Below are 26,098 nucleotides of genomic sequence, written 5' to 3'. Positions count from 1 at the left end.
TGCCTAATTCTGAGGACCTTGCTCACGCTCGCGGGCCTCGCGTTCCTCTCGCGCACGCATGTCACGTTTGAGAGTGCGCATCTGCCAGATGATGAACAGCAGAAAACCGCCGAAGGTGAGTGCGATTTCGATCAGGCCTGCATATTTCATGGCAACACACGGCCTTTGAGCACATCAGACATTGAAACTGGCGGTGCGCCGGCGGTCTTCGGAGCGGGCCATCAGTTCGATCATGCGGCCGGCCTTGGCGTCGACGCCGCGCGGGGCCTGGCTGCGGCCTGCAGCGGCCGCCTCGACCAGAAACCGCACCTCCGGGTGGGCCGGTTCTGTCGACACCGGCTGGAAAAGGAACGGTGTCGAGGCCGCCTGGGCGATCAGCTCGAGCTTGCGCCGGGTCGAGGTGTGGGCGCGCAGGGTGATGCTGTCATGTCCGGATTTCTCGATCTCGCGGCCGATTTCGCGGTAGATCAGCGCCGCACTCCGGATCGCCATGCGGCAGGTCAATGGCAGGCCGGCGATGCCGGTCATGGCGCGGGCATAAAGGCTCTGGGCGGTATTGAGCAGACGTTCGGTGGTGGCGCGCATCGCCGGACACGCTTCGGGGTTGGCAAGAAACGCTTCGCGATCGATGCCCGCCTCTTCAAGCCAGTCGAGCGGCAGGTAGATGCGGCCGCGGCGCGCGTCTTCTCCGACATCGCGGGCGATGTTGGTCAGTTGCATGGCAAGGCCGAGATCGGCGGCCCGGGCCAGCACCGCGCGGTCACACACCCCCATGATCAGCGTCATCATCACGCCAACGGTGGAGGCGACGCGGGCCGAATAGGCGCACAGCTCGTTGCAGTCACGGTAGGTTCGGTTGCCGACATCCCATTCAAACCCCTCGACCAGTGCATCGGGCAGCGCGCGTGGCAGGGCGTAATGCTCAACCACGGCCACGAAGGCGCGGTCGGCCGGATGATCGCGCGGCGTTCCACGGTAAATCGCATCAAGCCGGGCGCGGATTTCCGCCAGTCCTTCGGCCGGATCGGCGCTTTCATCGACCAGATCGTCGGTTGCGCGGCAAAAGGCATAGAGCGCCCGCGCTGCCATCCGGGTTGAGCCGGGCAACAGCATCGAGGCTGCGAGGAAAGACTTCGAGCCAGCACGAATCGCCTCCTCGCATTCACGGCGGAGCACTGGATCAAGGGCAAAGCTTTCAGTTGACGGTTCTGGCATGGGGCACGACCTTGTCGAGGATCTTGGCGGAGGACACGACGCCGGGAAGCCCGGCGCCCGGATGGGTGCCTGCGCCGACGATGAACAGGTTTTCGACTTCCTCGGAGATATTGTGCGGGCGGAACCAGGCCAGTTGGGTGATCACCGGTTCGATGCCGAAGGCGGCGCCCTTGATCGAGAGCAGCCGGTCGCGGAAATCAATCGGGGTCATCAGTTTCGAGGTGACCACATGATCCTTGAGACCAGGCAGCACGGTGGCCTCGAGATGGGCCTCGATCTTGCGCCGGTAGGGTTCGGCGGTCTTCGCCCAATCGATGTCGGCATCGAGATTGGGCACCGGCGAGAGCACATAGAAGCTGTCGCAGCCTTCCGGCGCCATCGAATCGTCGCTGGCCGACGGCCGGTAGAGATAGAGGCTGAAATCATCGGCCAGGTGCTTGGCGTCGAAAATATCATGCAGGAGGCCGCCAAAGCGCGGTCCCATCATCACCGTATGGTGGGGCACGTGGTCATATTTCCGGTTCACGCCGAAATACCAGACGAACAGGCTCATGGAGTATTTTGCCCTGCCGATCTTGGCGTCGGTCCAGCGCTTGCGCGGATGTTTGGCAAGCAGTTTCGAATAGGTCCAGCCGGCATCGGCATTGGAAACCACGATGGAAGCCGCAATGACCTGCCCGCCTTGAAGCCAGACACCAGTGGCGCGGCCATTCTCGACAGTGATTTCGGCCACTTCCGCATTGGTGCGGATCGTGCCCCCCTGCCCGGCGATCAGCCCGGCCAGTCCCTTGACCAGCGAATGGGTGCCGCCCTTGGCGTAATGCACCCCATATTCCCGCTCGAGATAGGAAATCAGGCTGAGCACGCCCGAGGAGCGCATCGGGTTGCCGCCGATGAACAGCGGGTGGAAGCTCAGCGCCTGGCGCAGTTGCTCGTTCCTGATGTATTTCGACACCAGCTTGTAAACCGAGCGTTCGGCGCGGCGCATGATGAGGCCTGGCATCGATCGGGCCATTGCGCCCAGCGTGGCGTAGGATTTGTCGATCATGCCGAGAAAGCCAGTCCGGAAGCAGCGCTCGCTCTCCTCAAGATAACGGCGATAGCCGTCGACATCGCCCGGGGAGAATCTGGCGATCTCCGCTTCCATCGCGGCATCATTGGCCGAAGCGCGAAACTCGCGGCCATCATCGAAACGCACGGTGTAGAAGGGATCGAGCGAGACCAGCGAGACATCGTCAGAGAGCTTGCGGCCGCACAACGCCCACAATTCCTCAAAGACGAAAGGCGCGGTGATGATGGTTGGTCCTGCGTCGAAGGTGAAACCATCCTGGCGGAACTGCGATGCGCGGCCGCCGGGCTGTTCGAGCTTTTCGAGCACGGTGACGCGGTATCCGCGCGCGCCGAGCCTGACAGCGGCGGCGAGCCCACCGAATCCGGCGCCAATCACGATGGCATGAGGCCGGGCGTCGGCGGACTGGCCGCCTGCGAGCAAGGTGTCATGAACGGTCATCATGGCCGTGTGTCCTTCGGGCTTGAGGGTGCGGTTCTGCGCAACACAAACATCTCAAGCCACCGATCTTTTGGCCGGTTGGGCGGAGGGTGAATTGACGATCAGGGAAAAGACCTGATCAGGCGCCACCTCGTGGAAAAGGTGGCCGCCATAGGGGAGAATTTCGAGCCCGCAGCCAGGGATGCGCTGGGCTGCCTGACGCGACACGCGATCCGGTACCATCGGATCGTCTGCGGCGGCAATCAGCGTCACCGGCACTGAAATCTGTCCGAGGCGGGCGATCAGCGGATCGAGGTTCCAGTTGGCCATCATGCCCAGCGCGCCGCTGACATGAGCAGGCTGGCGCAGCAACATGGCGTAGCAATCGCGCCCCTTGCCATCGATCCGCGAACCGGTGGCGCGCAGCACATGGCCCGCCATATCCACCATCCGCGCCTGGAACGAGACAAAACGCGAGGTCAGCGGATTGGCGAACAACAGCTTGGCGAGTGGCGACAGCAGCGCATTGCCGCGGATCGGTTCAAGCGCGCCGTTGAGGCCGACAATGCGCCCGGGCGCAAAGGATTGCGACAATGCCATTTCGAGCAACACCGCAACGCCTGCGGAATGGCCAATGGCGATGGCAGGGTTGAGGTCGAGTTTGACGAGTAGTCCGGAGAGTGCGCGCGCCATTCCCGGCAGCGTCAGATCGCGCGCGCCTGCGCCGCGTGTGAAACCGTGACCGGGCAGATCGATCGCGATGACGTGATGGTTTTTTGACAGCAATGGCATGAGACCGCGAAAAGAATGGCCAGCAGCGCCGGCGCCGTGCACCAGCAGCGCGACCGGTGCTCCCTTCCTGACGGTCAGCTCCTGCACATGCCAGTCCATCCCTCCCGATGCGACCAAACGGCTGTGGTCGCGAAACGGCCAGTTGCGGCCTTCGATGTCGAGATCGGGTGGGCGGGCAGACAGGCTCATGGCCCGGCGGCCTTTTGCAGTTCTGCGCTGACGATGGCATTGACCGCACTGGCTGACACATTGGGCAGCTGGCAATATTGCGCCTGCATGGAGCGGGCGAGATCGCGGGTCGCCTCGCGCGGGCGGCGCGATATGTCGATCAGGATTGAGCGGTAGCCAAGAGCTGCGCCCTGGCGGGCGAGCATCTGGGCATCATCGCGGGCACGGGCGCGGTCTGCGCCGCCATCAAGCGCAATGTTGCCGCTGCCATCGGTGAGATAGACAATCAACGGTGACTGGCCGCGGCGCTGAACCATGCCTGCGATTTCGAGCGAGCGGCGAATGGCACCGGCAAGCGGCGTCGGGCCGCCTCCGGGCATGCCGGTCAACGAACGCTTGGCGCGGACCAGCGAGCGTGTCGGCTCCAACAGTGTCTCAGCGGCTCGCCCGCGAAAGGTAATCAGCGCAACATGGTCGCGGCGGACATAGCAATCGCCCAACAGCAGTTCGATCGCGCCCTTGGCCTCGGCCAAGCGCTCCATGGCCGTCGAGCCCGAGGCATCGACGGCGAAGATCGCGGTGGATTCGGTGCGGTGACGGAACCGGATGTAACGGAAGTCCGATGGCAGGATCTTGAGCGACGGCGCGACGCCTTCCGACGTCAGGGCAAAATCCGGATTGCGCAGGCGCTGCCAGGGAATGGCTGCGCGCAATGTCGAAACAATATCGGGCCGCGCCTCGGCATAGGGCGGACGCGAGACGATACCGGCGGGTCGGCCGCGGCGGGACCCTGATTTGAAGCCCCCGGATTTTCCGCTGCGAGCCGATTTCGACGCTGTGGAGCGGTCCGGCCGGTCGAGTTCGGCAAGCACAGCACGGGAGGCTGCGGCTGCGGCAACCAGCATGTCCTCCTCGCTTATCTCTGTCTCGGCCTCGGAGGGTTCCTGCTCGGGATCACTGTCCTCGGGGGTATCGGGCTGCTCCGGCTGGTCAGCCTGCATCTGTTCGGGCTCGGCAGGTTGGGTCTCCTCCTGGGCTTGCTCTTGCTCGGGCTGAGATTGTTCATTGGCATTCAGCGACAGGCCGAGACAAAGCCGGACGGCCACGGCCAGATGTTCGCCATCAACCGTTTCGCTGTGCTCCAGGCTTGCCAGAATTCTGGCCACACGCAGAAGATCGAGACCGCGGCGCAAGGGGCTGGCAGGCAGCGCCAGCGAGATAGCCGCGGCGGCCTCACGCAAACCATCATCGATCTGCGCGGCTGCACAGACGTCGGCATCGGACAAATTTTCGCCCATCTCGCGGGCCAGATCGAGATCGAGCTCCGCATCGTGAATGGAAAGCCCTTCAAGCCGCACATCCAGGGTCAAACGGTCAGCGAGAGCTGCGGGGACGTCCTCGTCCTCATCCACGGATTCATCAAGCGCGATCACCGAGAACCGCGCCGGCTGCTTACGTCCCGAGCCGCCACTGGCAACACCGTCATCAAGCGTGCGGCCGATTATGGCTGCACTGCTGCCGCTCAGCCGTTCGGCCATGCCGAGGATGATCACGCCGCCATCGGCACGTGCGAGAAGGCCCTTCTCATGCACCGGGCGCCCGGCGGTGAGTGTGGCCGTGATGTCAATGCCGCCGGTCAGGCGTCCGGCGGCGGACGAGGCAGGAATGCGGATCCATGGCCGTTTGCCGCCCGCTCTTGCGTCCATCATCGCGCGGGCCATCTCCAGCCAGCGGTCGCGGACCGGCCCTGCACCGGCGCGCAGGCGAACGCCGCCAATCAACCCGGCACCAGCCGCGAGAACCTGAGCAGCGAGCAAGGCGTCACTCCAGCGCTGCCGGGGCCAGCTTTGATCAGGCGAGCACTGGTCCTTCGGTGACTGTGGGTGCGGCCCGGGTGCAAGCCCGGGGTGCTGCTTGGGACCAGCACTGGCGTCCTGATCAGGCATTTCCAACTGGCGCCCCCGCAATTTCGCTGATGGCGCGGTCAACCCGAACCTTGGACCCGGCTTCATCGAGCGGATCGCGGCGGAGCCGGTGGCTCAGTGCCATCGGCGCGACCGCAAGCACATCCTCAACCGTCGCCTTCGAGCGTTTGGACAAGGCAGCCTTGGCGCGGGTGGCGCGCATCAATGTCAGTTCCCCTCGCAGCCCATCGACCCCCAGCTGCATGCACAGATGCGCCATCATGGTCATCAGGCGCTCGGACAATTCGACCGTTCCGACCGTCTTGCGGCCGGCAACAATGCGCCGGGCAAGCTTCTGCTCGTCCTTCTCCCACAAAGCGTGAAACGCATCAGGATCCTGTTCATAGGCGTCACGGCGCTTGAGCACCTCGATGCGCGAGGCGATCTCGCGTGGAGACGCCACATCAACAGACAGGCCGAAGCGGTCAAGCAATTGCGGGCGCAACTCGCCCTCTTCCGGGTTGCCGCTGCCGACCAGCACGAAACGGGCGGGATGGCGCACACTGAGGCCTTCGCGCTCGACCACATTGACCCCTGAGGCCGCAACGTCGAGCAGAAGATCGACCAGATGGTCCTCGAGCAGATTGACCTCATCCACATAAAGAAAGCCGCGGTGGGCCTTGGCGAGCAGGCCCGGCTCGAAGGCGCGTTCGCCCGAGACGAGCGCCTTCTCGATGTCGAGAGCTCCGCAGACACGGTCTTCGGTGGCGCCCAGGGGCAGATCCACCATCGGCGCGCGACGCTTGATTCGGTCCGATCTGGGCGCGGCGGCACAGACCGGGCACGGTTCGGCGGGCGTGGCGGGATCGCAATTGTAACGGCAGCCTTTGGTCGAAACGAGTTCAGGGGTGAGTTCCGCAAGGGCCCGCACGGCCGTGGACTTGCCGGTGCCGCGATCGCCAAACACCAGAACTCCGCCCAGCGAAGGCTCCACCGCGGCCATCAAGAGCGCGTCTTTCATCTCATCCTGACCGACAATGGCGCTAAAGGGATAGGGCTTGGCCATGGCTGAAACCACCTTTCATTCCGCTTGCGCCCTCATCCGGCCTGATCCGTAAGCTTGGCTGACGGCGCGGGACAATTCTCATAAAACGCGAGTGTCCACATAATTAGACATATCAACGTAAAGCAGAATATACACTCCAGCGTCTTTTGCAATCGGCCTTTGACAATCCCATTGTTTGGCCCCGCAGAAGGCTGAAGACTCACCGGGTGACGGTCTTACGCATCATTGTGTCAATTTTGACTGACATTTATTTTGTATAATTTTGTTTACATTTATTCCCAATCCGGCAAATATGAAGATGGTCCGGAATCTCGTTCTTGATCCCGGCCCTTCCGGCACAGTGCCGGACCAATTGGGAGGCCTGACTATGGGGATCGCGACCAAACCGGAACATTCAACGCCGATACTCGATCGGATCAAGAGCCCCGAGGCATTGCGTCAGATGAGCGACGCAGACCTCGTTCGTCTGGCTGACGAACTGCGCCGCGACACGATTGCCAAAGTGGCGGCGACCGGCGGGCATTTGGGTTCGACACTGGGCGTCGTCGAACTGACGGTCGCCATCCATGCAGTCTTCGACACGCCGCGCGACAAGCTGATCTGGGATGTCGGCCATCAGGCCTATGCCCACAAGATCCTGACCGGCCGGCGCGAAGCGATGGCAACCCTGCGTCAGGACGGCGGCCTTTCGGGCTTCACCAAACGCGCCGAGAGTGAATACGATCCATTCGGGGCCGCACATTCCTCGACCTCGATTTCCGCAGGGCTGGGATTTGCCACTGCGCGCTCCTTCGGCTTTGGCGATGGCGACGCCATCGCTGTCATCGGCGACGGAGCCATGTCGGCGGGCATGGCCTATGAAGCCATGAACAATGCCGGCACCATGGGCAAGCGCCTGTTTGTCATCCTCAATGACAATGAGATGTCGATCTCGCCTTCGGTCGGCGCATTTTCCAAACATCTTTCGGCGCTCTGCACGCAAGCACCGGCAATCGGCATGGACGTGATGATGCGCAAGGCGGCTTCCATGCTGCCCGAGCCGTTCAAGACCGGTGCGGCGCGGGCGCGCCAGGCCGTTGGGGCTCTGGCGGGCACATCCAGCCTGTTTGAACATATGGGCTTTTCCTATATCGGGCCTGTGGATGGCCATGATCTGCCGCAGCTTCTGGCGATCCTTCGAACAGTGCGCAATGTCGCCGACGGCCCAGTGCTGATCCACGCGATCACCCGCAAGGGCGCGGGCTATGCGCCGGCGGAAAACAGCGCCGACAAGTATCACGGCGTCGGCAGCTTCGACGCCGAGACCGGGGCGCTGTCAAAATCCAAACCCAGTGCGCCGGCCTATACCAAGGTTTTCGCCAAAGCGCTTTGTGACGAGGCGGACCGGGATCCCGGCGTTGTCGCCATCACAGCCGCAATGGCCTCAGGCACCGGGCTTGATGTGTTTTCACAAGCGCATCCCGAGCGGATGTTTGATGTCGGCATCGCCGAGCAGCACGCGGTTACCTTTGCGGCCGGGCTGGCAGCCGCCGGGATGAAGCCATTCTGCGCGATCTATTCGACCTTCCTGCAACGCGCCTACGACCAGATCGTCCATGACGTGGCAATCCAGGGATTGCCGGTGCGCTTTGCCATCGACCGCGCAGGCCTTGTGGGGGCGGACGGACCCACTCATGCCGGGGCATTTGACGTCGCTTATCTTTCCAACCTTCCAGGCTTTACGGTGATGGCCGCCGCCGACGAGGCCGAGCTGGTGCATATGGTTGCCACTGCAACCGCCCATGACAGCGGACCGATCGCCTTCCGCTATCCGCGTGGCGAGGGAACCGGCGTTGCGCTTCCCGAGCGCGGCACTCCCATCCCGATCGGCAAGGGCCGGGTGATCCGTGAAGGCCGAGATATAGCGTTTCTCTCCTTCGGCACCCGTCTTGGCGAATGCGAGAAGGCAGCAGATATCCTTGCAGCGCGTGGCCTGTCGGCGACCGTGGCGGATGCCCGGTTTGCCAAGCCACTCGACATCGAGCTTATCGAGAGGCTGGCGAGCAGCCATGATGCGCTGATCACGGTGGAAGAAGGCGCGGGAGGAGGCTTTGGCGCCCGTGTGCTCGAACATCTTGCGGCGGCGGGGCGGCTCGACGGGTCGTTTGCCATTCGCACCCTGACCCTGCCGGATCATTTCGAGGCCCATGCAAGCCCCTCGGTGATGTATGAACGATCCGGGTTGGCCGCACCGCACCTTGCAGATGCAGCCATTGCCAGCCTTGAAGGCAACCAGATAGAGATCGGACACCCAAAAAGCCGGCTATTTGCGATTACATAACCCCTAATTTATTAGGGGTTTTTGTGCATAGCTGATCGCGTTCTTTTCGATTCGGGAATAAACCGCGTTGCAGTATGGCCGGATTTGGCCTCGTCTGTACACTCAATCCGTCTTACCCTTTTTTTAATGCGGGGCTGGATCCGCGGGAGGGGAAACGGATGTCTGGCAACAGCGAAGGCGGTAGTTTAAAGCAATTCACCACAACCGAGCGTGGTTCTCAAAGAATACCGACCAGCCCGCCGTCACGTGAACGGCCGGGTGACATTGGCCCCAAAACGGAGCCTCTTGGCTGGAAAGACCGCAGCAAACTTGAGCATGCGATCCGGCACCACCTGTTTCACCATGAAGATACGCCCGAGACCATTCTTGCCGAAGACATGCTCGGCGTCGACGGGACCATCCATTTCCGGCAGTTCCTGAGCGCACTGATGGAGCACGATCCGCGCTACTTCCGGGCAGCGCTCGAGCGTCTGCGCCAGGAAAATGTTCCATTGCTGGTTATTTGCGAGACGCTGATCGTGCCGATCGCCGAGGAATTGGGACGGATGTGGTGCGAGGATATCGAAAGCTTCGCCTCCATCACCGCAGCTTCCTCGCGCTTGCAATTGCTGCTGACCAGTCTGACCGATGCGGACGGCCCCTCGTTTTACGATGAGGACCGGCCACGCATTCTGCTCATGCGCATGCCTAGCAACGACCATACGCTGGGCCTGAGCGTTATTGCATCGGTGTTTCATGATGAAGGCTGGATGGTGGATGGCGGCCCCAGCCTTCCAAGCGGCAAGCGCGCCTACAGCATGGCTCGCAACGGCGGCTACAACATGATCGGCGTTTCGCTGGCTGTCGGCTCGACCACCCAGGATGTCGCTGCGGTGATCAAGAATATCCGCGCGGCATGCCCGGACACCAAGACCAAGATCCTGCTTGGCGGCCCCGCACTTGCCTGCCGCGAAGAGGAGCTCCATGCCGCAGGCGCGGACATTGTCGCCCTCGATGTCCGTCAGGCGATCCAGCGCGCCAACGAGATGCTCGCGCGGCCAGCCGACTGATAGGTGCTGGCCGGCAACCAACCGGCAGCGCGAGATCAAAGACCGGGTTCAACTCAATCGGTATGAATTGCCCGGCTGTCGTCAGGCGCTTCGGCGCGATCGTGCAGACCGTAGTCGCGCAACACATGCGCCACCCGCAAACGGTAATCCGAGAAGAGACCATCCCGCCCGTGTGACTGCGCTCCACGGTGGGCCGCCAGGGTCCGCCATTGCCGGACAGCTTCCTCGTCACGAAAGAACGACAGCGAGAGGAGCTTTCCCGGCTTGGTGAGGCTTTCAAAGCGCTCCACCGAGATGAACCCGTCAACCTCATCGAGCATCGCGCGCATGGTCGCGGCAATCTCGAGATACTCGACCCGGCGCCCGTCCGCGGGTTCAACTTCGAAAATCACTGCAATCATGAGCGCACCATCGAGCTGTGTGGCGTTGAAGCCAGTTTGAGAAAGGTCCGATCCTCGCGCAGCAGGAATTGTTCGCGCTGGGCAAACTGGTAGTTTTCCTGGCCCAGGGGATCGCCGGCAAGGCGCGCGCGATAGGCTTCGTAGGCTGCAAGACTCTCGACCGAGTAAACGCCATAGGCCAGCGTAGACGACCCTTCGTGAGGTGAGAAATATCCGATCAAGTCAGCTCCACAGCGCGGAATGGCCTGCCCCCAATTGCGGGCATATTCTTCAAACAACGCTTTCTTGTTGGGGTCAATGTGGTAACGGATAAAGCAGGTGATCATGGCAGCCTCCAGATGTCTCTGCACTGCCTATCGCACAGGACGACCTGCCCATGCTTCGACCAGGATCGAAGTATCCGAGAAGGCCCTGATCTTGATTGATCCGACACTCTGATTGGGGAGCCGGCACACGCGGACATTTTGACCGCGCTGAGAGCAAGTGAAATGGTGGCTGAAGCCGACGTCACCATCCCGGCAATAAGAATCCATCTCAAACAGCCTGAAGGCCAATGCCGGCATGGCAGGCGCGGATCGCGCCGCGTGTGCAGACCCGCAAGACGCCTTACGACGCTCTGAGGTCAGCAGCCGGCTTGTTGCTGCCCATCAGCAGCGGTGCGATCACGGCCAGAGCGGCGATCAGGAACAGGATCTCGAGCAGGTAGACGGCCAGATAGGGGGTTGCAGCGCCGAACCCGGTCTTCAGATCGAGAGCCAGCATGATGTCGCGCAGCACGCTGCCAAGCGCGATGCCGGCCCCCGCCGATGTGGCCTGAACAGCGCCCCAGGCTCCGAGTGCCAAGCCGGTCTGCTCGCGCGGCGCCATCCGCATGGTCGCAGTCAGCGTGCCGTGGCCGAAGAGGCCAGCACCAAAACCAACCAGCGTGGTGCCGGTGACAAACAGCAATGGCCAGTCGAGCGGCGCCGCAAGGCAGATGGCGGCAAATGCGGGAACACCCACCAGCGCGCCATAGCCGGCCATCAGCAACGGATCGAACCCGCGGCTCAAGACCCGCGAGGCGAGCGCGAAGCCGATCAGGCTGCCGCCGGCGAGCATCGCGGTCAGCTTGGTGGTGTCGGCGACGGAAAGCGCCAGAACCTGGCCGCCATAGGGTTCAAGCAGCACATCGGCCATGCCGAAACCCAATGTGCCCAGCGCCACCACGGCGAGACGGCGCATGGCATGGCTGCCGCGGACCAGTTTCTGCCAGGATTGGGCGAATTCCGGAGCGGGACCTGTGACATCCCGCGGACGGCGGTTTCGCGCCTCCATTTTCCACAATGCCAGCACATTGAGCACCAGCGTTGCGACCGCCGAGGCCTGAATTACCTGGATCAGACGGCCGGGGCTGAAGTTTTCAAGCGCCTTGCCGAAGAGAAGTGCGCTGACAATCATCCCGATCAGCAGCATCACATACATCAGGCCAACGACATTGGGCTGATCTTCCGGCGGCGCCAGATCGGTGGCAAGGGCGAGACCGACGGTCTGAACCATGTGCATGCCCGCACCGACCAGCAGGAACGCCGTGCCCGCGCCCAGATACCCGATCCAGACGGGTGCCGAGGCGGCTTGCCCCTGCCCGCTCAACACCAGCAGCGCGAAGGGCATGATGGCGAGGCCGCCAAATTGCAGCATGGTGCCGCGCCAGATGAACGGGACCCGGCGCCAACCCAGCGCCGAGGTGTGGACATCGGATTTGAACCCGATGATTGCGCGGAACGGCGCGAAAAGAATGGGCAGTGCAATCATGACACCGACAAGCGAAGCCGGCACGCCGAGTTCGACGATCATGACGCGGTTGAGCGTCCCGATCAGCAAGACCAGCGCCATGCCGACCGAAACCTGAAACAGCGACAGCCGAAGCAAGCGGCTGAGCGGCAGATCTTCGCTTGCCACGTCGGCAAACGGCAGGAACCTTGGACCAAGGCTGGCCCAGCTCTGTATCGCTTTCTGACTGATGCGGTTCATATCCCTCCCCGCCTCTCATCTGGTTTGTGGGCTGCCAGATCAGCCATTTGAGTCGCCGGGTGTGGCGCGAGCAACGCTTCGAAAAAGCGCGCTCGCAGCCATATGACCCTGCCAATGCCCGATCCGGGGTCCGTCGCGGACCCAAATCCGGGCTTGAATTCATTCCCTCAAGTTTCCAAAGACGGGACCCGCAGGCCCCGGCCTTGGCTTTCATCCCCTGCTTCACCGGAAGGCAAAGCCTGACATGTCCCACGCTATTTAAGCAGGGCAGTCTTGGTGCCATCGACGATTTGTGGCTCATCGAATACGACACGGGCCGTGCGGCCATCGGGCAGCACAACGACGCCCTGCTGGCCGGTACCGACCTGCTGGACACCGTCGAAGACAACGGTTGCGTTGCCGCCGGCCGGAACAATGCCCGGGGTGTGAATGGAGGCCTGCTCCATTGCGGCACCGCCGGACAGGAACTGAGGCAGCCAGGTTGTGTTTCGCAGGACGGACACATGGACTGCAAACGAGCCCACTGCCACTGCGGTGAGGAAGAGTGGAACACCGACGGTCGGCTTAACAACCAACCACATTTTTGCGTTGTTCATATCGTTCTCCCCTCACCCGAACCAAGGCGAATACACGTAGGCGAGAATATGCGCCAAAACCGCGATAAACCCGAATACACGTGTGCCGTCGATGATATGCCGGTGAAGCTCCTCAGCTTCCCCGATCGTCAGGCCGGATGGCCATACTTTGTCAGGATCATAGTTCATTGCGCCGTCTCCTTAAGGCGGTAGCATTACGATCCGCGTCATAAATCAGCGGATCCAACAGAGCAGCAACCTGGAGAATCGTGCATATGCGCAATCACCACAGGATGTCGCCACCGCCCAAATTGTCACAGGTTTTTGACAGTTTCAAGTGTCAACAACAATATACATTCGTTTTTGTCACAAATCAGCGTCATTCCCGTCATGCTAATATTTGAAGAACCGCGCCGATTCGGAAAGCCCGCATCTCCGGGCTTTTTGGCAAAATGTAAATTTTGCTAGACATATTAATATGTTAAATATTTGTGACGACTTGTGCTTGAATTGATCAAGTGATCGCTCTATCCTTACACTTATTGTTTCGGTGCCATCAGGCTTGGAGATATCATGACAACGCTCATTACGCGACTTTATGCCACCCAGCAGCTCGCCGATCAGGCAGTTGCAGCGCTCGCAGCCGATGGCTTTCGGGACAAGCATTACACCGTCATCGCCGCCCCATCGGGCAAGAAGGCGTCCAAGGCTGATCTCGGCAGCATTTCGGCGGCACTTTCCGCTGCGGGCGTGATTCCAAGATCAGCTGGGATTTACGCTCCGCTGATTGCAGAGGGCAATGTGCTTCTCACAGTGCGTGCCCCGGTCGGCGCCGCATTCCGGGCCAAAGACATTCTTGCACCGTTTGAGACGGTTGCGACAGACGCCCGCGATGAGGTTCATTTGCCGGCGGAAGTGTATCGCCCAATGCGCAAACACCGGCCCAGCGCCACATCACTCCTGGCGCGCGATGCGATGATCTTGTCAGGCAGGAAGTTCATGCCACCACTCACCTCATCATCGCGAACCATATCCGAGATGCTCGGCCTGCCGCTGCTTTCGAGGAAAGGCCCGCGCGCCAATCTGTCCTCATTCAGCATGTCAAGAATGTTTGGCCTGCCGCTGCTGAGCAAGCGCTGAAGCAAGTCACTTAAAGACCAAACGCCGCTAGCTTTGACGGGCTTGCGGCGTTTTGCATTTCAGCAGGCCTCTCATTCCGGCGCCAACCTGCCGCCGATGTCGATCGGCCATCGGACCTCCAAGGTCCGTTGCAATGGATCGGAGCGCCCGTGAAGGATTGAAACCCTTCAACTGCCCCGTTGCGGAGCCGCGCATCAACCAACATCGTTGGCCCTAGCACCTGACCACCAGACTTGGACGCCAGGGCTGATGCGGCGTGATAGCTGACGCGATTCTTGTACGCTATTACCCCTTCGCAGGGGCAGCCTCCGCTGCCATCTTGCGCGCAATTGCGGCTTGGGCCGCAGCAGTGGAATCGGTTTCTTCCCCGCCGCCGCCGCCGCCGCCTTGAACGTGAACGGTCGGGAACGGAATCTTGATCCCGTTCTCCTCGAACAAATGCTTGAGCCGGACGTAGGCTTTCCGGCGAATGGTGAACTGCTCGCCCGGTTTGGTCTTCATCTTCATCCGGAGTTCGATTCCGTAGTCACCGAAATTCTGAACGCCCTGCATTTTCATCGGCTCGATCACATGCGGGGCGAACTCCGGATCTTCCGCCAGTTCGATGCCCAGTTTCTTGATCAGCTTGCGAGCCTTGTCGATGTCGGTGTCGTAGCCGACGGTCACGCTGAACTTGTCGATCGCCCAGTCGCGGCTCATGTTCTGCACCGCGCCAAGTTCGCCAAAGGGAACGGTGGTCAGATAGCCTCTATGATGACGCAACTTTACAGAACGCAGGCTGAAACTCTCGACGGTGCCACGATAGGTCCCAGTTTCAACATATTCCCCGACACGAAAGGCATCATCGAATAGGTAAAACATGCCCGAGATCACATCCTTGACCAGCGTTTGGGCACCAAATCCGATTGCCACCCCGACCACGCCGGCACCTGCAATGAGCGGGCCAATTTCCACGCCGATGGCCGACAGGCTCATCAAAACCGCCATCACGATGATGACCGCCAGGAGAACGTTCTGGATGATCGGGAGCAATGTGCGCATACGTGACTGTTTGGGTGTCAAGGGAGCCGGCTGGCCATCGGGCAAAAGGGCTCTGCCTTCGTTGAGCCGGTTCTCGATAATGGCCCGGATAATTGCCCAACCAAAATCAGCGGCGAGAAGGATGACAACAGCGGTCAATCCACCACGCAACAGGCGCTGTTGCGTGTTTTCCCCCTGGGCAATTCCTGAAACATCGACACCCCAGATGTTGGCAAGGAAGTAGGCCGCCAATATGATGACCACACAACGGATGCCGCGGTCGATCACCGCAATAGTTACCGGCGTCAGGGAGGCGCTATCGTCCTCCGGTGCCCGGAAAAGGTAATCTACCGCATCGCTGGCGGCCATAACAATGACGGGGATCGCAACGATCGCGAGCAACAGCCAAAATGCGATGTTCGCACCGCTGACCCGCAAGGCCCACAACACGACAAAGAACACCGTCAGCAACCAGGAGATCGCAACTGGCCCAAGCAAAACACCACTGCCGCTTGTCTTAACCTGCTCTGGACGTCGCCACACCGCCGTCAGCAGCAGCAGCAGCTGAACCAATCCGACCACCCCTGCGATCAACATTCGCCCGGGTTCATCGAACCCGAAGGTCTTCAGAATGCCGATGGTCGCTCCGGTGAACAAGAAAAACGCGGTGTTGATGCCGACATACAGATACCAATGCCCGGCACGCGCGTCGCTCATCGGCAGCGCACGGTACTCCTGGGACGGGTGCAATCCGAGCATCGGCGGCACCAGAATGACCCGGGACATCATCAAAACGATCCAGGTGATCAGACCGACAGACAGATAAGTCAGGACAATCTCACGCATCAGCAACGGCCAATCAAAAATCAGGAAAACGCCCACACTGCCAGCAAAGAATGCGGCAATAAGGATCATGGCATACAAGAAACGGGCCGCCAGTCCTGCCAACCTGCCTCTGGGGTTCGTCGTCGGCAAGCTTTGCATCCAGCGCCGATACCCACCGGTCGCCATTCGCGCCAACCGATCAAACCCGAGACCCGCAACAGTCAACCCCAGAACCAATGCGATGATACTCAGAATACCCCGGTCCTCGAACTCGAGCATCAAGATGTTTCGGGCACGTTCAAATTGCGCCGGGATCGTGGGCAAGGCTTCTGTCAGCTCCTGCAAATGGGCCTTGATCGAATGGAGCCTCGTCGAAAGGGCAGCCCCTCCACCTGACTGCGCAGACTGGCCCGCAGACGAACCATTCTCCAATGCCCGTTGAGCAAGCCAGGATTGAATCACCGGATCCGAAAGCAAACCGATCAATTGATCGACCTTCTCGGCAGGGGGTGTCTCAGGAACGGCAGGGCTGGCTGTATTCGTCCCCACCACCCCTGGAACCAAGGATTGCGCGCCAGCAGTCTGCACAAGACTGAGCTGACTGGAGATCAACAGCAAAACACCAAGGACGCGAACACCACCCCAAAACAGTCTAATCAATTGCGCCCCCAAGGTCAGCTAAGACGCGCATTAACACCCAACTGCTTCGTCGATGTCAAATCATTATGGCCTCTGCCGAAGCAGTTGCTTCGATGAGAGCTCAGGGCTCAAGTATTGGGTCGCAAGAACTGCCAGAAACAGAGCAATTGTGCCGCCATCAGGCAAGCAGGATAGTTTCCGGGACAGTCGGGGAGGCTGCGACGTCCCGGACGCGATTCTACATGCCCGTCAGGCGGCCCCAGATTGCCGAAAGCGCGGCATTGATGGCGAGCGTGCGCTGGTGCTTGGCGCGGTCGCGCAATTGCAGAAAATCGGGTGTGCTGTCCGGCCAGACCATGTGATCGCGACCCTTGCCTCGTGCGGCTTTGGAATAATCGTTCATGCTCGTCTCCTTCGGGTGAGGCCGAAAACGATGCGGCCGGTGTAAAAACAGATGTATTCCTTTTTTTAGTCTTTATAATTAGCATTCATTGGCATTCACTCCGGACTATCAGTCATGAATAAGACATCCGCTTCCGATGAAATCGCGATCTTTGTGCGTGTGGTCGAGCGTGGCGGCTTTGCTGCGGCGGCCGAGGAGACCGGGCTTACACCGTCCGGCGTCTCCAAGGCGGTCACCCGGCTTGAGGACCGCCTCGGGGTCAAGCTGCTGCAGCGGACCACGCGGCGGCTGATGATGACAGCGGAGGGCGAACTGCTGCTGGCGCGTGGCCGCGACATCCTGGCGGCGATCGAATCCACCGAGGCCGAGGTGATGGCGGCGCGCGGAAAGCCACGCGGGACCATCAGGGTCAATGTCGGCACCGCCTATGCCAAACACCGTCTGGCCCCGGCGCTGCCGGAATTTCGCGAACGCTATCCCGAGATCGATCTGATCATCTCGGTGGCCGACCGCAGGGTGGACGTGATCGGCGAGCAGCTTGATGTGGCCATACGCACAGGGCCACTCACCGATTCGAGCCTGGTGGCGCGGCGGTTGGGCGAAGCGACACGGGTGATTGCCGCCAGCCCCGCCTATCTGGCGAAGTTCGGCGAACCCAAACAGGCGTCGGATCTCAAGCACCATATCTGCCTGACGGTGACCGGTTTCTCGCGGCTGTCGGAATGGCCGCTCAAGATCGACGGAAAGGTGACCCCGGTTGCGATCAAGACGGCCGTAAGCTGTGACAATGCCGATATCCTTGCCGAGATGGCGCTTGCGGGCATGGGCATCGTGCGGCTGGGCAGCTTCGTGATTGACGACGCGCTGTCTGATGGACGACTCAAGCCACTTCTGGTCGACTGCCATGTCTCTGAAACGGTGCCGATTACGGCATTGATGCCACCCGGGCGGCAACATCTGCCGCGGGTCAGGGCTTTCGTGGATTTCCTCGTCGAACAGACCCGAACATCAAATCCGGCAGAGCGGCCCGGCCCATGACGGTCAAATCGCGTCTGGAACAACCCGCGCAGAAAACAAAGCCAGGCACGGCTGAAGATGGAGATTTCGGTCTCTGATCCGAAAGGCCGCGTGACTCTATGCCAGCACCACATTCGAGCGGTCACCGACAGACTTGGTGGCGTTGCGGGTGTCGACAACCAGATCCATGGCTTTGACAATTGCGGCGTAATCGACACTGCTGTGATCGGTGCAGATGAGCCCCGCATCATAAGAGCCGAGCATGTCATCATCCAGGGCAACACTTTCGCGTCCGGCCAGTGCTGCATGCTCACGGGTGGGAGGGATGACGGGCACGAATGGATCATGGAAATCCACGGTCGCGCCGTGGCTCTCCAGCAATTCGATGAGCTTGAAAGCCGGACTTTCGCGCACGTCCTCCACGTCTTTCTTGTAGGCCAGGCCGAACAGCAAGATCCTGGCGCCCGAGATGGCCTTCGTCCGCCGCATCGACAGCGCCGACACAAGCTTCTCCACCACATGGTAAGGGGCTCGGGTGTTGATTTCGCCGGCAAGCTCGATGAAGCGCGTCGAGATGTCGTATTCGCGCGCTTTCCAGGTCAGATAAAACGGATCGATCGGAATGCAGTGTCCACCCAGTCCCGGTCCGGGATAGAATGGCATGAAGCCGAAGGGCTTGGTTTTCGCCGCCTCGATCACTTCCCAGATATCAATGCCCATCTCGCCGTAAATGACCTTGAGCTCGTTTACGAGCGCGATGTTGACGGCGCGGAAGATATTTTCCATCAGCTTAGATGCTTCGGCCACCTCACAGGAACTGACCGGGATGACCTTGTTGACGACCGCCCCATAGAGAGCGACCGCCAGTTCAGTCGAGAGCGGACCATCACCGCCAACGATCTTGGGAATGGTGGAGGTTTCAAAGTCCTTGTTGCCGGGATCCTCGCGCTCAGGTGAAAACGCCAGGAAGAAGTCTTCGCCCTGGCTGAGGCCGGTTTTCTCAAGAATTGGCTTCAACAGACCGGTGGTCGTCGTTGGATAGGTGGTCGATTCGAGAACGATGAGCTGGCCACGGCGGAGAATTCCGGCGATCATTTCCCCCGACTTGACCACATAGGAAAGGTCCGGCTCGTGGTGCTTGTTAAGCGGTGTGGGAACGCAGATCAGGATTGCGTCGCATGCTGCAAGCTCGGCGGCCTCGCCAGTGAGGGTCAAAGCCCCGTTGCCGGTGTAGGTGAGAACTTCCGACCCTGCGACCCGGCCGATCGTCGAATGACCAGATGCGAGCCGGTCGATATGGGCCACGTTGACATCATATCCGACCACACTGAGCCCGGATCTCAATGCCGCAATCGCCAGTGGCAGGCCGACATAGCCCAGACCAATGACGCCCACTTTGGCTTCGCGCGACTGGATCAAGCTCCGACAGTGTTCAAAATGCGTGTTTGTGCTCAACTTGGACTCTCCGACTAGGCTCCCGTCAATTAGATGGTTTTCAACGATTGGCAAATGGGTTTCGACAAGCTGGTCTCCGTTTGCAAATGAACCGCCGGCGTTTTTGCGCGCCCTGCGCCCGGGAAAGCCGGCTTCCTGCAGATCATGACTGACTGGTGATGGTAACGCCCTGACGAACGATCTTGTGATCGCCACCGGATAAACCGTGATTGATCTTGCCCCCTTTCAAAGATATGCATCCATCTGAAGGCTCCCGGGGAAATTCGGGTGTGCCAGATCCTCAAAGGGCGCCAAAACAAAGGCAATGCGGAATTGTAGCCCCCGTCAATTTCATCGGGCGGCAGTCATCACAGGACGGAGCTCTCCGTCCAAATTCAAGACAGATCGACGGGTTTTTCGCATTCCGGCGCCGGTCATTGAACAACGGATGAAACATGAGAATATCCATCGTTGGAGCCGGATATGTCGGACTGGTTTCCGGCGTGTGCCTGTCTTCATTCGGACACGACGTTACCTGCATTGATAACTCGTCCGAAAAAATCGACATGCTCAACTCGGGAAAGGTGCCGATCTATGAACCCGGCCTCGAAGAGCTCATGGCGGAAAATGTCGCTCTCGGCCGGCTTCACTTCACCTCGGACCTTCCCGCATCGGTCTCCAATGCCGATGCCATTTTCATTGCCGTGGGCACGCCCTCGCGCAATGGCGACGGACATGCGGATCTGCAATATGTCAATGCGGTCGTCGCCGATGTGGCGAAAGCGCTGAACGGCTACACGGTGATCATCACCAAATCGACCGTGCCGGTCGGAACCGGCGACGAGATCGAACGGATCGTGCAACAGGCCAATCCGGACGCGGATTTTTCCGTCGTCTCCAATCCCGAGTTCTTGCGCGAGGGAGCCGCGATCAGGGATTTCCTGGAACCGGACCGCGTGTTGATCGGCGCCGAGGATCCGCGCGCCATCGAGGTGGTGCAGGACATCTACAAGCCTCTGGACCCGGATCTCCACCCGCTTGTCATCACGTCCCGGCGCACCGCGGAGCTGACCAAATATGCTGCCAATGCTTTTCTGGCGGTCAAGCTCGCCTATATCAACGAGATTGCCGATTTGTGCGAGCAGGTGGGCGCGGATGTGCAGCATGTCTCGCTCGGGATCGGGCTCGACAGCCGAATTGGCAAGAAGTTTCTCAATGCAGGCCCCGGCTACGGCGGATCCTGTTTTCCGAAGGACACGCTGGCGCTGCTCAGGACCGCGCAGGATCATGATTCACCGATCCGGGTCATCGAAACCATTGTCGGGATCAATGAGACACGCAAACGGGCGATGGCGCGAAAAATCGAACGGGCCATCGGCGACGAGCTGAGAGGCAAGACGATCGGCATTCTTGGCCTCACCTTCAAGCCCAACACCGATGACATCCGCGAGTCGCCGGCACTGACGATCATTCAGGCTCTTCTGGACAAGGGCGCCATCGTCAAGGCCCATGACCCTGCAGGGATGGATGCCGCCCGTTCCGCGATGCCAGAAATCGAGTATTCGGATAGCATCCAGGCCACAGCAAGGGACAGCGATGCGCTGGTGATCATCACCGATTGGGACGATTTCAAGTCGCTCGACTTCGAGGACCTTCGTGAAGTGATGAAGTCGCCGGTTCTGGTGGATCTGAGAAATCTGTACAATCCGGCGCAGGTGCGCGAGCTCGGCTTCACCTACCACAGTATCGGGCGCAGCTGATCGCAACCAGGTGGCGACGGGCGGAAGAGAGTCTGGCCTAGGGTATTTTGGTGCTTAGGAAGGGTGTGCACTGGAATGGACATTGCATTTTACGCGCCGTTGAAATCGCCAAACCACCCCGTCACCTCGGGGGATCGGCTGATGGCGCGGATGCTGGTCAGGGCCCTTGAACACAAGGGGCACAAGGTCCGTGTCGTTTCCGAGTTCCGGAGTTTCTCTAAGGATCCAGGGACCGATGCCTGGAACGCGCTCAATGCGAGCACTCAAAGCGAGGTGTCTCGGATCTCGGCTCTTTGGGGTACAGATTCCCAACCGGATCTCTGGTTTTGCTATCACCCCTATTACAAGGCGCCCGATCTGATCGGGACCAAACTGGCTGATGCTTTTGGCCTGACTTATGTGACGGCGGAATCCTCCTATGCGGCCAAGCGCGATGGTGGACCGTGGGCACACTGGCAGGCTTGCGTGCGTGCTGGACTGGAGAAGGCCGCGGTCAACATCTGCTTCACCGAGCGGGACCGGGCGGGACTTCAAAGTGCGGTTTCAGATGCACAGACCGCCATGCTGAAGCCCTTCATTGATACAGAGCGGTTCGCCATCGGGCCTTACGGCCAGACGGAGCCCGGCACGAAGCTGATCAGCGTCGCGATGATGCGCGATGGTGACAAGTTCGACAGCTACACCATGCTTGCCAAGGCACTGGAGCGGCTTCCGGCTGACATGTCCTGGTCGCTTCAGGTGATCGGCGATGGCCCGAAGGCCGCCGAGACCAAGCTCCTGTTCTCCGGGTTGCCTGAAGACCGTATCGACTGGCTCGGCGCGAAGTCAGAGCAGGAGGTCGCCGATCTGTTGAAGCGTGCCTCGGCCTATGTCTGGCCCGGATGCGGCGAGGCCTATGGCCTGGCCTATCTGGAAGCACAGGCTGCCGGGCTGCCTGTTGTCGCCCAGAACATTGCCGGCGTTCCCGAGGTTGTTGTGGATGGCGTATCAGGGATGCTCACACCACCCGGTGATATCGACGCCTACAGCGCGGCGATTGCGCACTTGCTCGGCGATGATGACAGTCGCAAAACCCTTGGAATGGCGGCCCGGAATTTTGTCCTCAATCAACGCTCGTTTGAACGTGCGGCTGACACCTTGGACCGGATTCTCACCCAAGCTCTGGATTTGAAATCATGAACAGCAAACAGCCCTGGCGGCTCCTCAAAGACGAACTTGACCGGTGGCAGGCCCATGGCCGCACCGCCAGGTTCTGGCTGCGCGACGATGATGCGGTCATGCCGACAGATCTTCTGGAACAGCTGGTCGGACTGACCGCCCTCCAGAACGTCCCCCTCACCCTGGCCGTAATCCCGCAAGACACCGGCGCTGCACTTGCGAAGACGATTGCCAAGGCCGGCCACGTGTCGATTGCTGTGCATGGCTGGTCCCACCAAAACCATGCCGATGCATCTGACAAAAAGCAGGAACTCGGGCTCCATCGCCCCAAGGCCATCGTCCTTGATGAACTCTCAAAGGGGTTCGGCAAGCTGGCAGAGCTTTACGGGCAACAGTTCAATGCCATGCTGGTCCCGCCATGGAACCGGATCGACGCGGATCTTCTGCCCGAACTCGCGTCGCTGGGATACCGTTCCGTCTCTGTGTTTGGTGCGGAGAAACCGGCTCCGATCCGGAAGATCAATACCCATGTCGACCTGATTGACTGGCACGGCAGCCGTGGTGGACGGGATCCAGAGGCCCTGATCGCCGAGATTGTTGCGCGTCTGCGCGTCATGTTCGACCAGTCAGGGCACATGGGGTTCCTCACACATCACCTTGTCCATGACGACGCTGCGTGGAACTTCCTGGCCTCCCTGTTCGAGCGCAGCACTGCCCACCCGGCCTGCCAATGGGTGGACGCGGCTGACTTGTAAAAGCCCTTTGATAGCGTGGGCTAAGCCTGCATGGACTGGCGAACAGTGTGACCGGCGAGCGCACGGAATTCGCTGGAGTTCAGATCTCGATCGTCTGGCCTTCGTAGGCGCAGAACGCACCCTCAAAGCGTTTTGCGGCCATCTCACCTATCTCGGAGAGTTCCGCATCCGTGCGCGTCGGCGAGTGATGCATGAAGCCGACACGCTTGGCTCCCGCGGCCTGGGCAAGCTTGACTGCTTGCTCCCAGGTGGAATGACCATAACCGCGATAGGTCTCGATCTCGTCTTCCAGATAGGTCGTGTCATACAGGAACAGGTCAACATCGCTGATGAGATCCATGACGACCGGATCAAGTTCGCCCGGTGTATGTTCGGTATCGGTAATCATGGCGAATGATCGCCCGCCCCATTCGACCCGGTAGCCGATCGCCCCGCCCGGGTGGACCAATGCACCAGTCTTGATGGAAAGGTTTGGGAATGGCTCAAGCACATCACCGGCCTTGAAATCGACAGTGCTCATGCTGGCTCTGCAGATGTCGGGGGCGACCGGAAACCATGGCGGCCGTATGTAGCCGTAAATCATTTCTCTGGTCGTCATCGTGCCGGCCAGGTGCCCGGACCAGAAGCCAATGGTGAAACCAGGCAAATACATCGGCTTGAAATGCGGAAGTCCGCAGATATGGTCATAATGGCAGTGGCTGAAGAAAAGATTGAAGTCCTTTACACCTTCTGCAGCAAGCGCTTTTGCGGCATTTGGCAGGCCAGAGCCCGCATCGAAAATCAGGACATGATCGCCGCAGCGAACCTCAATGCAGATTGTGTTTCCGCCAAACTGCCGAAACTCATCGCTGCAGACTGACATGGTGCCACGCGCGCCCCAGCATCGCACCTGGAATAGGGAATCTTCCGATCTTTTTTCTTCGGTCACAAAACCCCGTTTCTGTGCCTGGGACAAATCTGATGGCAGAATCTTTCCAGTTCAGCCACGCTGCCATGCAGCCTGCCCTGGCTACTTGTGCACACACCAACCCTCATTGGCCCAAATGTAGCCAAACTCAATGTCATATGCGAGGGTTGATTTTTGGTTCATCCTGATCGCTTTTGTTCGCAGCCGGAGCAAAATTTTCCTGTGTCTGGAATGTCTTCTTATGTCAGAGACCGATATGCCGTCGATCGCCGTTATCGCCGACGCTCATTTCCACGATGTGCATGCTGATTTCGGTCTGTCTGCGAACGAGGCCGGACTTTCCCTCCGCCGCTTGGCCGACACGGTCAAATCCCTGCGTGTGTTCAATGAGAGCGCGCGTGCGCTCAACCATGCCCTTGAGGACATCGCCAGGCGCGGTATCAAGCATGTGGTTTTGCTCGGGGATTACTCCGATGACGGGCAAGTTGCCACTCTCGACAGGCTGAGCCGCTTGTTGTCGGACTTTGAGCTGCGGTTCGGAATGCGGTTTTACGCCGTTGCAGGCAACCACGACATCTTCGCGGCCCAGGGACGGCATCGCAGCAAACGCTTTCTCTGTGAGGGCGGAGATTATGTGCTGTCGACCAGCGATCCCGCCGTATCGGATGTGAACGCGCGCCGGACAGTGGTTACGCCGGCCATGTATTGCCACGGCTATCCCGCCGGGCTGCAGCCCATGCAGCGCAATGGCTTCTTCAGACGCGGTGACGAGATCTTGTGGGAGACGCCCTTTGGCGACAGCGACAATCCGCTTTCCCGGGTCTACGAAGCCAATTCCAGCCAAGGTGAGGTCACGCATCAACTGATGGACGCGTCCTATCTTGTAGAGCCCCTCCCCGGGCTCTGGATGCTGATGATCGATGCCAATGTGTTTGTGCCCCTCGGGCCATGCGATGCCGACACCAATGCGGAGACCTTCGCGGACAGTACCGACGCGGGTTGGAATGCCATTCCTGAGCAGAAGCCCTTCATTCTGAAATGGATGAAAGAGGTGGCCGTTCGTGCCGAACAGTCCGGCAAGCATCTTTTGACGTTTTCACACTACCCGGCGCTCGATCCGTTGAGGAACACGTCCGAGAGCGAGAAGATGCTGACCGGAGAGACCATGCTGAGCAAGCGCATTCCAGGCGCCGCGGTGGCTGAGGCCTTTTTGGAGGCGGGTATCAAAGTGCATTTCAGCGGCCATCTCCATATCAATGACACCGCCTTGTATGAGAACGCCCGAGGCTTTGTCGTCAATGTCGGCGTCCCCTCGCTTGTCGCCTATCCGGCGGCCTACAAGATCGTTTCGCTGTCTGGCGATAAGCTTGAGATCGAGACGGTGAGCATCGGCGAGTGCGGATTTGATCCGGTCGTCACGCAATCCTACCGACACGAAATCGAAGAGACAGGATTGCCGGCAGAACGGCTGATGCGGGCCCGCAGCTATGGCGAGTTTCTTTATGAACATCTCGGGCATCTTGTTTCGCGGCGTTACCTGCGCCGGGAATGGCCTCCGGAGCTTGCGGAACTGGTCCGGGCGTTGACGCTTGCCGATGTGGCGGCGATCGCGCTGCAGACGGGAGCCGCAGCTGAACCAGACCCGGCGGATTTCAGCGACACAACGATGCGGAAACCTGAGTTCAACGCGGATATGACCGCCAGGCTCAAACTCCTGACCGGAACCGAACCCGAATATCTGGCAACGATCCCGCTGCTGACGTTTCTTGAGGATTGGTACCGCCTGAAAATGGCGGGTGGTCTGGCGCTCCGGGATATTCCGGTGGAGCGAAAGCAGGCCTATGACGCAGTCATGAGGTTGTTTGACCGCGGCGCGGATATGGTGAAGCCAGATGGCTTGAAGGCACAGTTAGCAATGCTGTTTGCCATCTATGAGAAGTACGATGGCCTGCCGTCGGAAAATTTTTCGGTCTGCCTGCAAACGGGCAAGATCTCGGTTAGGCGACCTGAAGCCGACGCCTTGGCCTCATGAAACAAAGTCACGAACCGGA

The 26,098-nt window shown here is 60.2% G+C and carries 23 protein-coding genes; 8 read left to right on the top strand and 15 right to left on the bottom strand.

The window, feature by feature from the left end:
* Nucleotides 1–3: 3 nt before the first annotated feature.
* From HPDFL43_RS22110 to bchI, 6 genes are all read right to left on the bottom strand, one after another.
* Complete coding sequence (locus tag HPDFL43_RS22110; protein WP_007196582.1) at nt 4–150, bottom strand: hypothetical protein; 147 nt, start codon at nt 148–150, stop codon at nt 4–6.
* 24 nt (nt 151–174) lie between these two features.
* Nucleotides 175–1,215 carry a phytoene/squalene synthase family protein gene (locus HPDFL43_RS06950; RefSeq protein ID WP_007196581.1) on the bottom strand — a complete coding sequence of 347 codons (1,041 nt, stop codon included), beginning with the start codon at nt 1,213–1,215 and terminating at the stop codon, nt 175–177.
* The gene (locus HPDFL43_RS06945) at nt 1,196–2,728 is read right to left on the bottom strand and encodes a phytoene desaturase (RefSeq protein ID WP_007196580.1); all 1,533 of its coding nucleotides are present in this window, start codon (nt 2,726–2,728) and stop codon (nt 1,196–1,198) included. Before HPDFL43_RS06945 ends, HPDFL43_RS06950 begins: the two co-directional genes overlap by 20 nt.
* A gap of 51 nt (nt 2,729–2,779) precedes the next feature.
* Nucleotides 2,780–3,685 carry an alpha/beta fold hydrolase BchO gene (gene bchO / locus HPDFL43_RS06940; protein ID WP_007196579.1) on the bottom strand — a complete coding sequence of 302 codons (906 nt, stop codon included), beginning with the start codon at nt 3,683–3,685 and terminating at the stop codon, nt 2,780–2,782.
* On the bottom strand, nt 3,682–5,481 hold the full coding sequence (locus HPDFL43_RS06935) for a VWA domain-containing protein (RefSeq protein ID WP_040449852.1): 1,800 nt from the start codon (nt 5,479–5,481) through the stop codon (nt 3,682–3,684). Before HPDFL43_RS06935 ends, bchO begins: the two co-directional genes overlap by 4 nt.
* Nucleotides 5,482–5,602: 121 nt before the next feature.
* On the bottom strand, nt 5,603–6,634 hold the full coding sequence (bchI, locus tag HPDFL43_RS06930; RefSeq protein WP_007196577.1) for a magnesium chelatase ATPase subunit I: 1,032 nt from the start codon (nt 6,632–6,634) through the stop codon (nt 5,603–5,605).
* Between the two features lie 367 nt (nt 6,635–7,001).
* Between bchI and dxs the strand changes: the two genes are divergently transcribed.
* A complete protein-coding gene (gene dxs / locus HPDFL43_RS06925; protein WP_040449850.1) occupies nt 7,002–8,954 on the top strand; it encodes a 1-deoxy-D-xylulose-5-phosphate synthase in 1,953 nt (650 codons plus the stop codon).
* A 158-nt stretch (nt 8,955–9,112) separates the two neighbouring features.
* On the top strand, nt 9,113–10,003 hold the full coding sequence (locus tag HPDFL43_RS21325) for a cobalamin B12-binding domain-containing protein (RefSeq protein WP_169743235.1): 891 nt from the start codon (nt 9,113–9,115) through the stop codon (nt 10,001–10,003).
* 53 nt (nt 10,004–10,056) lie between these two features.
* On the opposite strand, the gene HPDFL43_RS06915 is transcribed toward HPDFL43_RS21325, so the two are convergent.
* The 5 genes from HPDFL43_RS06915 to pufB form a co-directional block, all read right to left on the bottom strand.
* Nucleotides 10,057–10,404, bottom strand: a complete 348-nt coding sequence (locus tag HPDFL43_RS06915; protein WP_007196573.1) for an antibiotic biosynthesis monooxygenase family protein — start codon at nt 10,402–10,404, stop codon at nt 10,057–10,059.
* Nucleotides 10,401–10,730 carry an NIPSNAP family protein gene (locus HPDFL43_RS06910; protein ID WP_007196572.1) on the bottom strand — a complete coding sequence of 110 codons (330 nt, stop codon included), beginning with the start codon at nt 10,728–10,730 and terminating at the stop codon, nt 10,401–10,403. The genes HPDFL43_RS06915 and HPDFL43_RS06910 overlap by 4 nt, the downstream gene beginning before the upstream one ends.
* Nucleotides 10,731–11,010: 280 nt before the next feature.
* Nucleotides 11,011–12,414, bottom strand: a complete 1,404-nt coding sequence (locus tag HPDFL43_RS06905; RefSeq protein WP_007196571.1) for a PucC family protein — start codon at nt 12,412–12,414, stop codon at nt 11,011–11,013.
* A 254-nt stretch (nt 12,415–12,668) separates the two neighbouring features.
* Nucleotides 12,669–13,010, bottom strand: coding sequence for a light-harvesting protein (locus HPDFL43_RS21620; protein ID WP_007196570.1), 342 nt, complete (start codon nt 13,008–13,010; stop codon nt 12,669–12,671).
* A gap of 12 nt (nt 13,011–13,022) precedes the next feature.
* Nucleotides 13,023–13,178, bottom strand: a complete 156-nt coding sequence (gene pufB / locus HPDFL43_RS06895; RefSeq protein WP_007196569.1) for a light-harvesting antenna LH1, beta subunit — start codon at nt 13,176–13,178, stop codon at nt 13,023–13,025.
* Between the two features lie 384 nt (nt 13,179–13,562).
* On the opposite strand from pufB, the gene HPDFL43_RS06890 reads away from it, so the two are divergent.
* Nucleotides 13,563–14,129, top strand: coding sequence for a hypothetical protein (locus HPDFL43_RS06890; RefSeq protein ID WP_040449109.1), 567 nt, complete (start codon nt 13,563–13,565; stop codon nt 14,127–14,129).
* Between the two features lie 285 nt (nt 14,130–14,414).
* On the opposite strand, the gene HPDFL43_RS06885 is transcribed toward HPDFL43_RS06890, so the two are convergent.
* Both HPDFL43_RS06885 and HPDFL43_RS21910 read right to left on the bottom strand, forming a co-directional pair.
* On the bottom strand, nt 14,415–16,523 hold the full coding sequence (locus tag HPDFL43_RS06885) for a mechanosensitive ion channel family protein (RefSeq protein WP_156970215.1): 2,109 nt from the start codon (nt 16,521–16,523) through the stop codon (nt 14,415–14,417).
* Nucleotides 16,524–16,851: 328 nt separating this feature from the next.
* On the bottom strand, nt 16,852–17,016 hold the full coding sequence (locus HPDFL43_RS21910; RefSeq protein WP_007196567.1) for a hypothetical protein: 165 nt from the start codon (nt 17,014–17,016) through the stop codon (nt 16,852–16,854).
* Between the two features lie 114 nt (nt 17,017–17,130).
* Here HPDFL43_RS21910 and HPDFL43_RS06880 point away from each other — a divergent pair, with 114 nt between their 5' ends.
* Nucleotides 17,131–18,054 carry a LysR family transcriptional regulator gene (locus HPDFL43_RS06880; protein WP_007196566.1) on the top strand — a complete coding sequence of 308 codons (924 nt, stop codon included), beginning with the start codon at nt 17,131–17,133 and terminating at the stop codon, nt 18,052–18,054.
* Nucleotides 18,055–18,150: 96 nt separating this feature from the next.
* Here HPDFL43_RS06880 and HPDFL43_RS06875 read toward each other — a convergent pair whose 3' ends face one another.
* Entirely contained in the window at nt 18,151–19,488 is a 1,338-nt protein-coding gene (locus tag HPDFL43_RS06875) for a nucleotide sugar dehydrogenase (protein WP_210165625.1), read from the bottom strand.
* A 434-nt stretch (nt 19,489–19,922) separates the two neighbouring features.
* Here HPDFL43_RS06875 and HPDFL43_RS06870 point away from each other — a divergent pair, with 434 nt between their 5' ends.
* From HPDFL43_RS06870 to HPDFL43_RS06860, 3 genes are all read left to right on the top strand, one after another.
* Nucleotides 19,923–21,227, top strand: a complete 1,305-nt coding sequence (locus tag HPDFL43_RS06870; protein WP_007196564.1) for a UDP-glucose dehydrogenase family protein — start codon at nt 19,923–19,925, stop codon at nt 21,225–21,227.
* A gap of 75 nt (nt 21,228–21,302) precedes the next feature.
* Nucleotides 21,303–22,406 carry a glycosyltransferase family 4 protein gene (locus HPDFL43_RS06865; protein ID WP_007196563.1) on the top strand — a complete coding sequence of 368 codons (1,104 nt, stop codon included), beginning with the start codon at nt 21,303–21,305 and terminating at the stop codon, nt 22,404–22,406.
* Nucleotides 22,403–23,140, top strand: a complete 738-nt coding sequence (locus tag HPDFL43_RS06860; RefSeq protein ID WP_007196562.1) for a polysaccharide deacetylase family protein — start codon at nt 22,403–22,405, stop codon at nt 23,138–23,140. Before HPDFL43_RS06865 ends, HPDFL43_RS06860 begins: the two co-directional genes overlap by 4 nt.
* A gap of 79 nt (nt 23,141–23,219) precedes the next feature.
* On the opposite strand, the gene HPDFL43_RS06855 is transcribed toward HPDFL43_RS06860, so the two are convergent.
* A complete protein-coding gene (locus HPDFL43_RS06855; protein ID WP_007196561.1) occupies nt 23,220–24,002 on the bottom strand; it encodes an MBL fold metallo-hydrolase in 783 nt (260 codons plus the stop codon).
* Between the two features lie 286 nt (nt 24,003–24,288).
* Between HPDFL43_RS06855 and HPDFL43_RS06850 the strand changes: the two genes are divergently transcribed.
* Complete coding sequence (locus tag HPDFL43_RS06850) at nt 24,289–26,079, top strand: metallophosphoesterase family protein (protein WP_169743234.1); 1,791 nt, start codon at nt 24,289–24,291, stop codon at nt 26,077–26,079.
* The last annotated feature ends 19 nt before the right edge of the window (nt 26,080–26,098 follow it).

The organism is Hoeflea phototrophica DFL-43, from assembly GCF_000154705.2.
Taxonomy (GTDB): domain Bacteria; phylum Pseudomonadota; class Alphaproteobacteria; order Rhizobiales; family Rhizobiaceae; genus Hoeflea; species Hoeflea phototrophica.
The sequence above is the reverse complement of the archived record's forward strand: the minus strand, read 5'-3'. Positions and strand labels throughout refer to the sequence as shown.

What these genes read in the sequence shown, in the direction of transcription:
- HPDFL43_RS22110 (WP_007196582.1), bottom strand. Translation starts at nt 150, where the DNA reads ATGAAATATGCAGGCCTGATCGAAATCGCACTCACCTTCGGCGGTTTT.
- HPDFL43_RS06950 (WP_007196581.1), bottom strand. Translation starts at nt 1,215, where the DNA reads ATGCCAGAACCGTCAACTGAAAGCTTTGCCCTTGATCCAGTGCTCCGC.
- HPDFL43_RS06945 (WP_007196580.1), bottom strand. Translation starts at nt 2,728, where the DNA reads ATGATGACCGTTCATGACACCTTGCTCGCAGGCGGCCAGTCCGCCGAC.
- bchO (WP_007196579.1), bottom strand. Translation starts at nt 3,685, where the DNA reads ATGAGCCTGTCTGCCCGCCCACCCGATCTCGACATCGAAGGCCGCAAC.
- bchI (WP_007196577.1), bottom strand. Translation starts at nt 6,634, where the DNA reads ATGGCCAAGCCCTATCCCTTTAGCGCCATTGTCGGTCAGGATGAGATG.
- dxs (WP_040449850.1), top strand. Translation starts at nt 7,002, where the DNA reads ATGGGGATCGCGACCAAACCGGAACATTCAACGCCGATACTCGATCGG.
- HPDFL43_RS21325 (WP_169743235.1), top strand. Translation starts at nt 9,113, where the DNA reads ATGTCTGGCAACAGCGAAGGCGGTAGTTTAAAGCAATTCACCACAACC.
- HPDFL43_RS06915 (WP_007196573.1), bottom strand. Translation starts at nt 10,404, where the DNA reads ATGATTGCAGTGATTTTCGAAGTTGAACCCGCGGACGGGCGCCGGGTC.
- HPDFL43_RS06910 (WP_007196572.1), bottom strand. Translation starts at nt 10,730, where the DNA reads ATGATCACCTGCTTTATCCGTTACCACATTGACCCCAACAAGAAAGCG.
- HPDFL43_RS06905 (WP_007196571.1), bottom strand. Translation starts at nt 12,414, where the DNA reads ATGAACCGCATCAGTCAGAAAGCGATACAGAGCTGGGCCAGCCTTGGT.
- HPDFL43_RS21620 (WP_007196570.1), bottom strand. Translation starts at nt 13,010, where the DNA reads ATGAACAACGCAAAAATGTGGTTGGTTGTTAAGCCGACCGTCGGTGTT.
- pufB (WP_007196569.1), bottom strand. Translation starts at nt 13,178, where the DNA reads ATGAACTATGATCCTGACAAAGTATGGCCATCCGGCCTGACGATCGGG.
- HPDFL43_RS06890 (WP_040449109.1), top strand. Translation starts at nt 13,563, where the DNA reads ATGACAACGCTCATTACGCGACTTTATGCCACCCAGCAGCTCGCCGAT.
- HPDFL43_RS21910 (WP_007196567.1), bottom strand. Translation starts at nt 17,016, where the DNA reads ATGAACGATTATTCCAAAGCCGCACGAGGCAAGGGTCGCGATCACATG.
- HPDFL43_RS06880 (WP_007196566.1), top strand. Translation starts at nt 17,131, where the DNA reads ATGAATAAGACATCCGCTTCCGATGAAATCGCGATCTTTGTGCGTGTG.
- HPDFL43_RS06870 (WP_007196564.1), top strand. Translation starts at nt 19,923, where the DNA reads ATGAGAATATCCATCGTTGGAGCCGGATATGTCGGACTGGTTTCCGGC.
- HPDFL43_RS06865 (WP_007196563.1), top strand. Translation starts at nt 21,303, where the DNA reads ATGGACATTGCATTTTACGCGCCGTTGAAATCGCCAAACCACCCCGTC.
- HPDFL43_RS06860 (WP_007196562.1), top strand. Translation starts at nt 22,403, where the DNA reads ATGAACAGCAAACAGCCCTGGCGGCTCCTCAAAGACGAACTTGACCGG.
- HPDFL43_RS06855 (WP_007196561.1), bottom strand. Translation starts at nt 24,002, where the DNA reads ATGTCAGTCTGCAGCGATGAGTTTCGGCAGTTTGGCGGAAACACAATC.
- HPDFL43_RS06850 (WP_169743234.1), top strand. Translation starts at nt 24,289, where the DNA reads ATGTCAGAGACCGATATGCCGTCGATCGCCGTTATCGCCGACGCTCAT.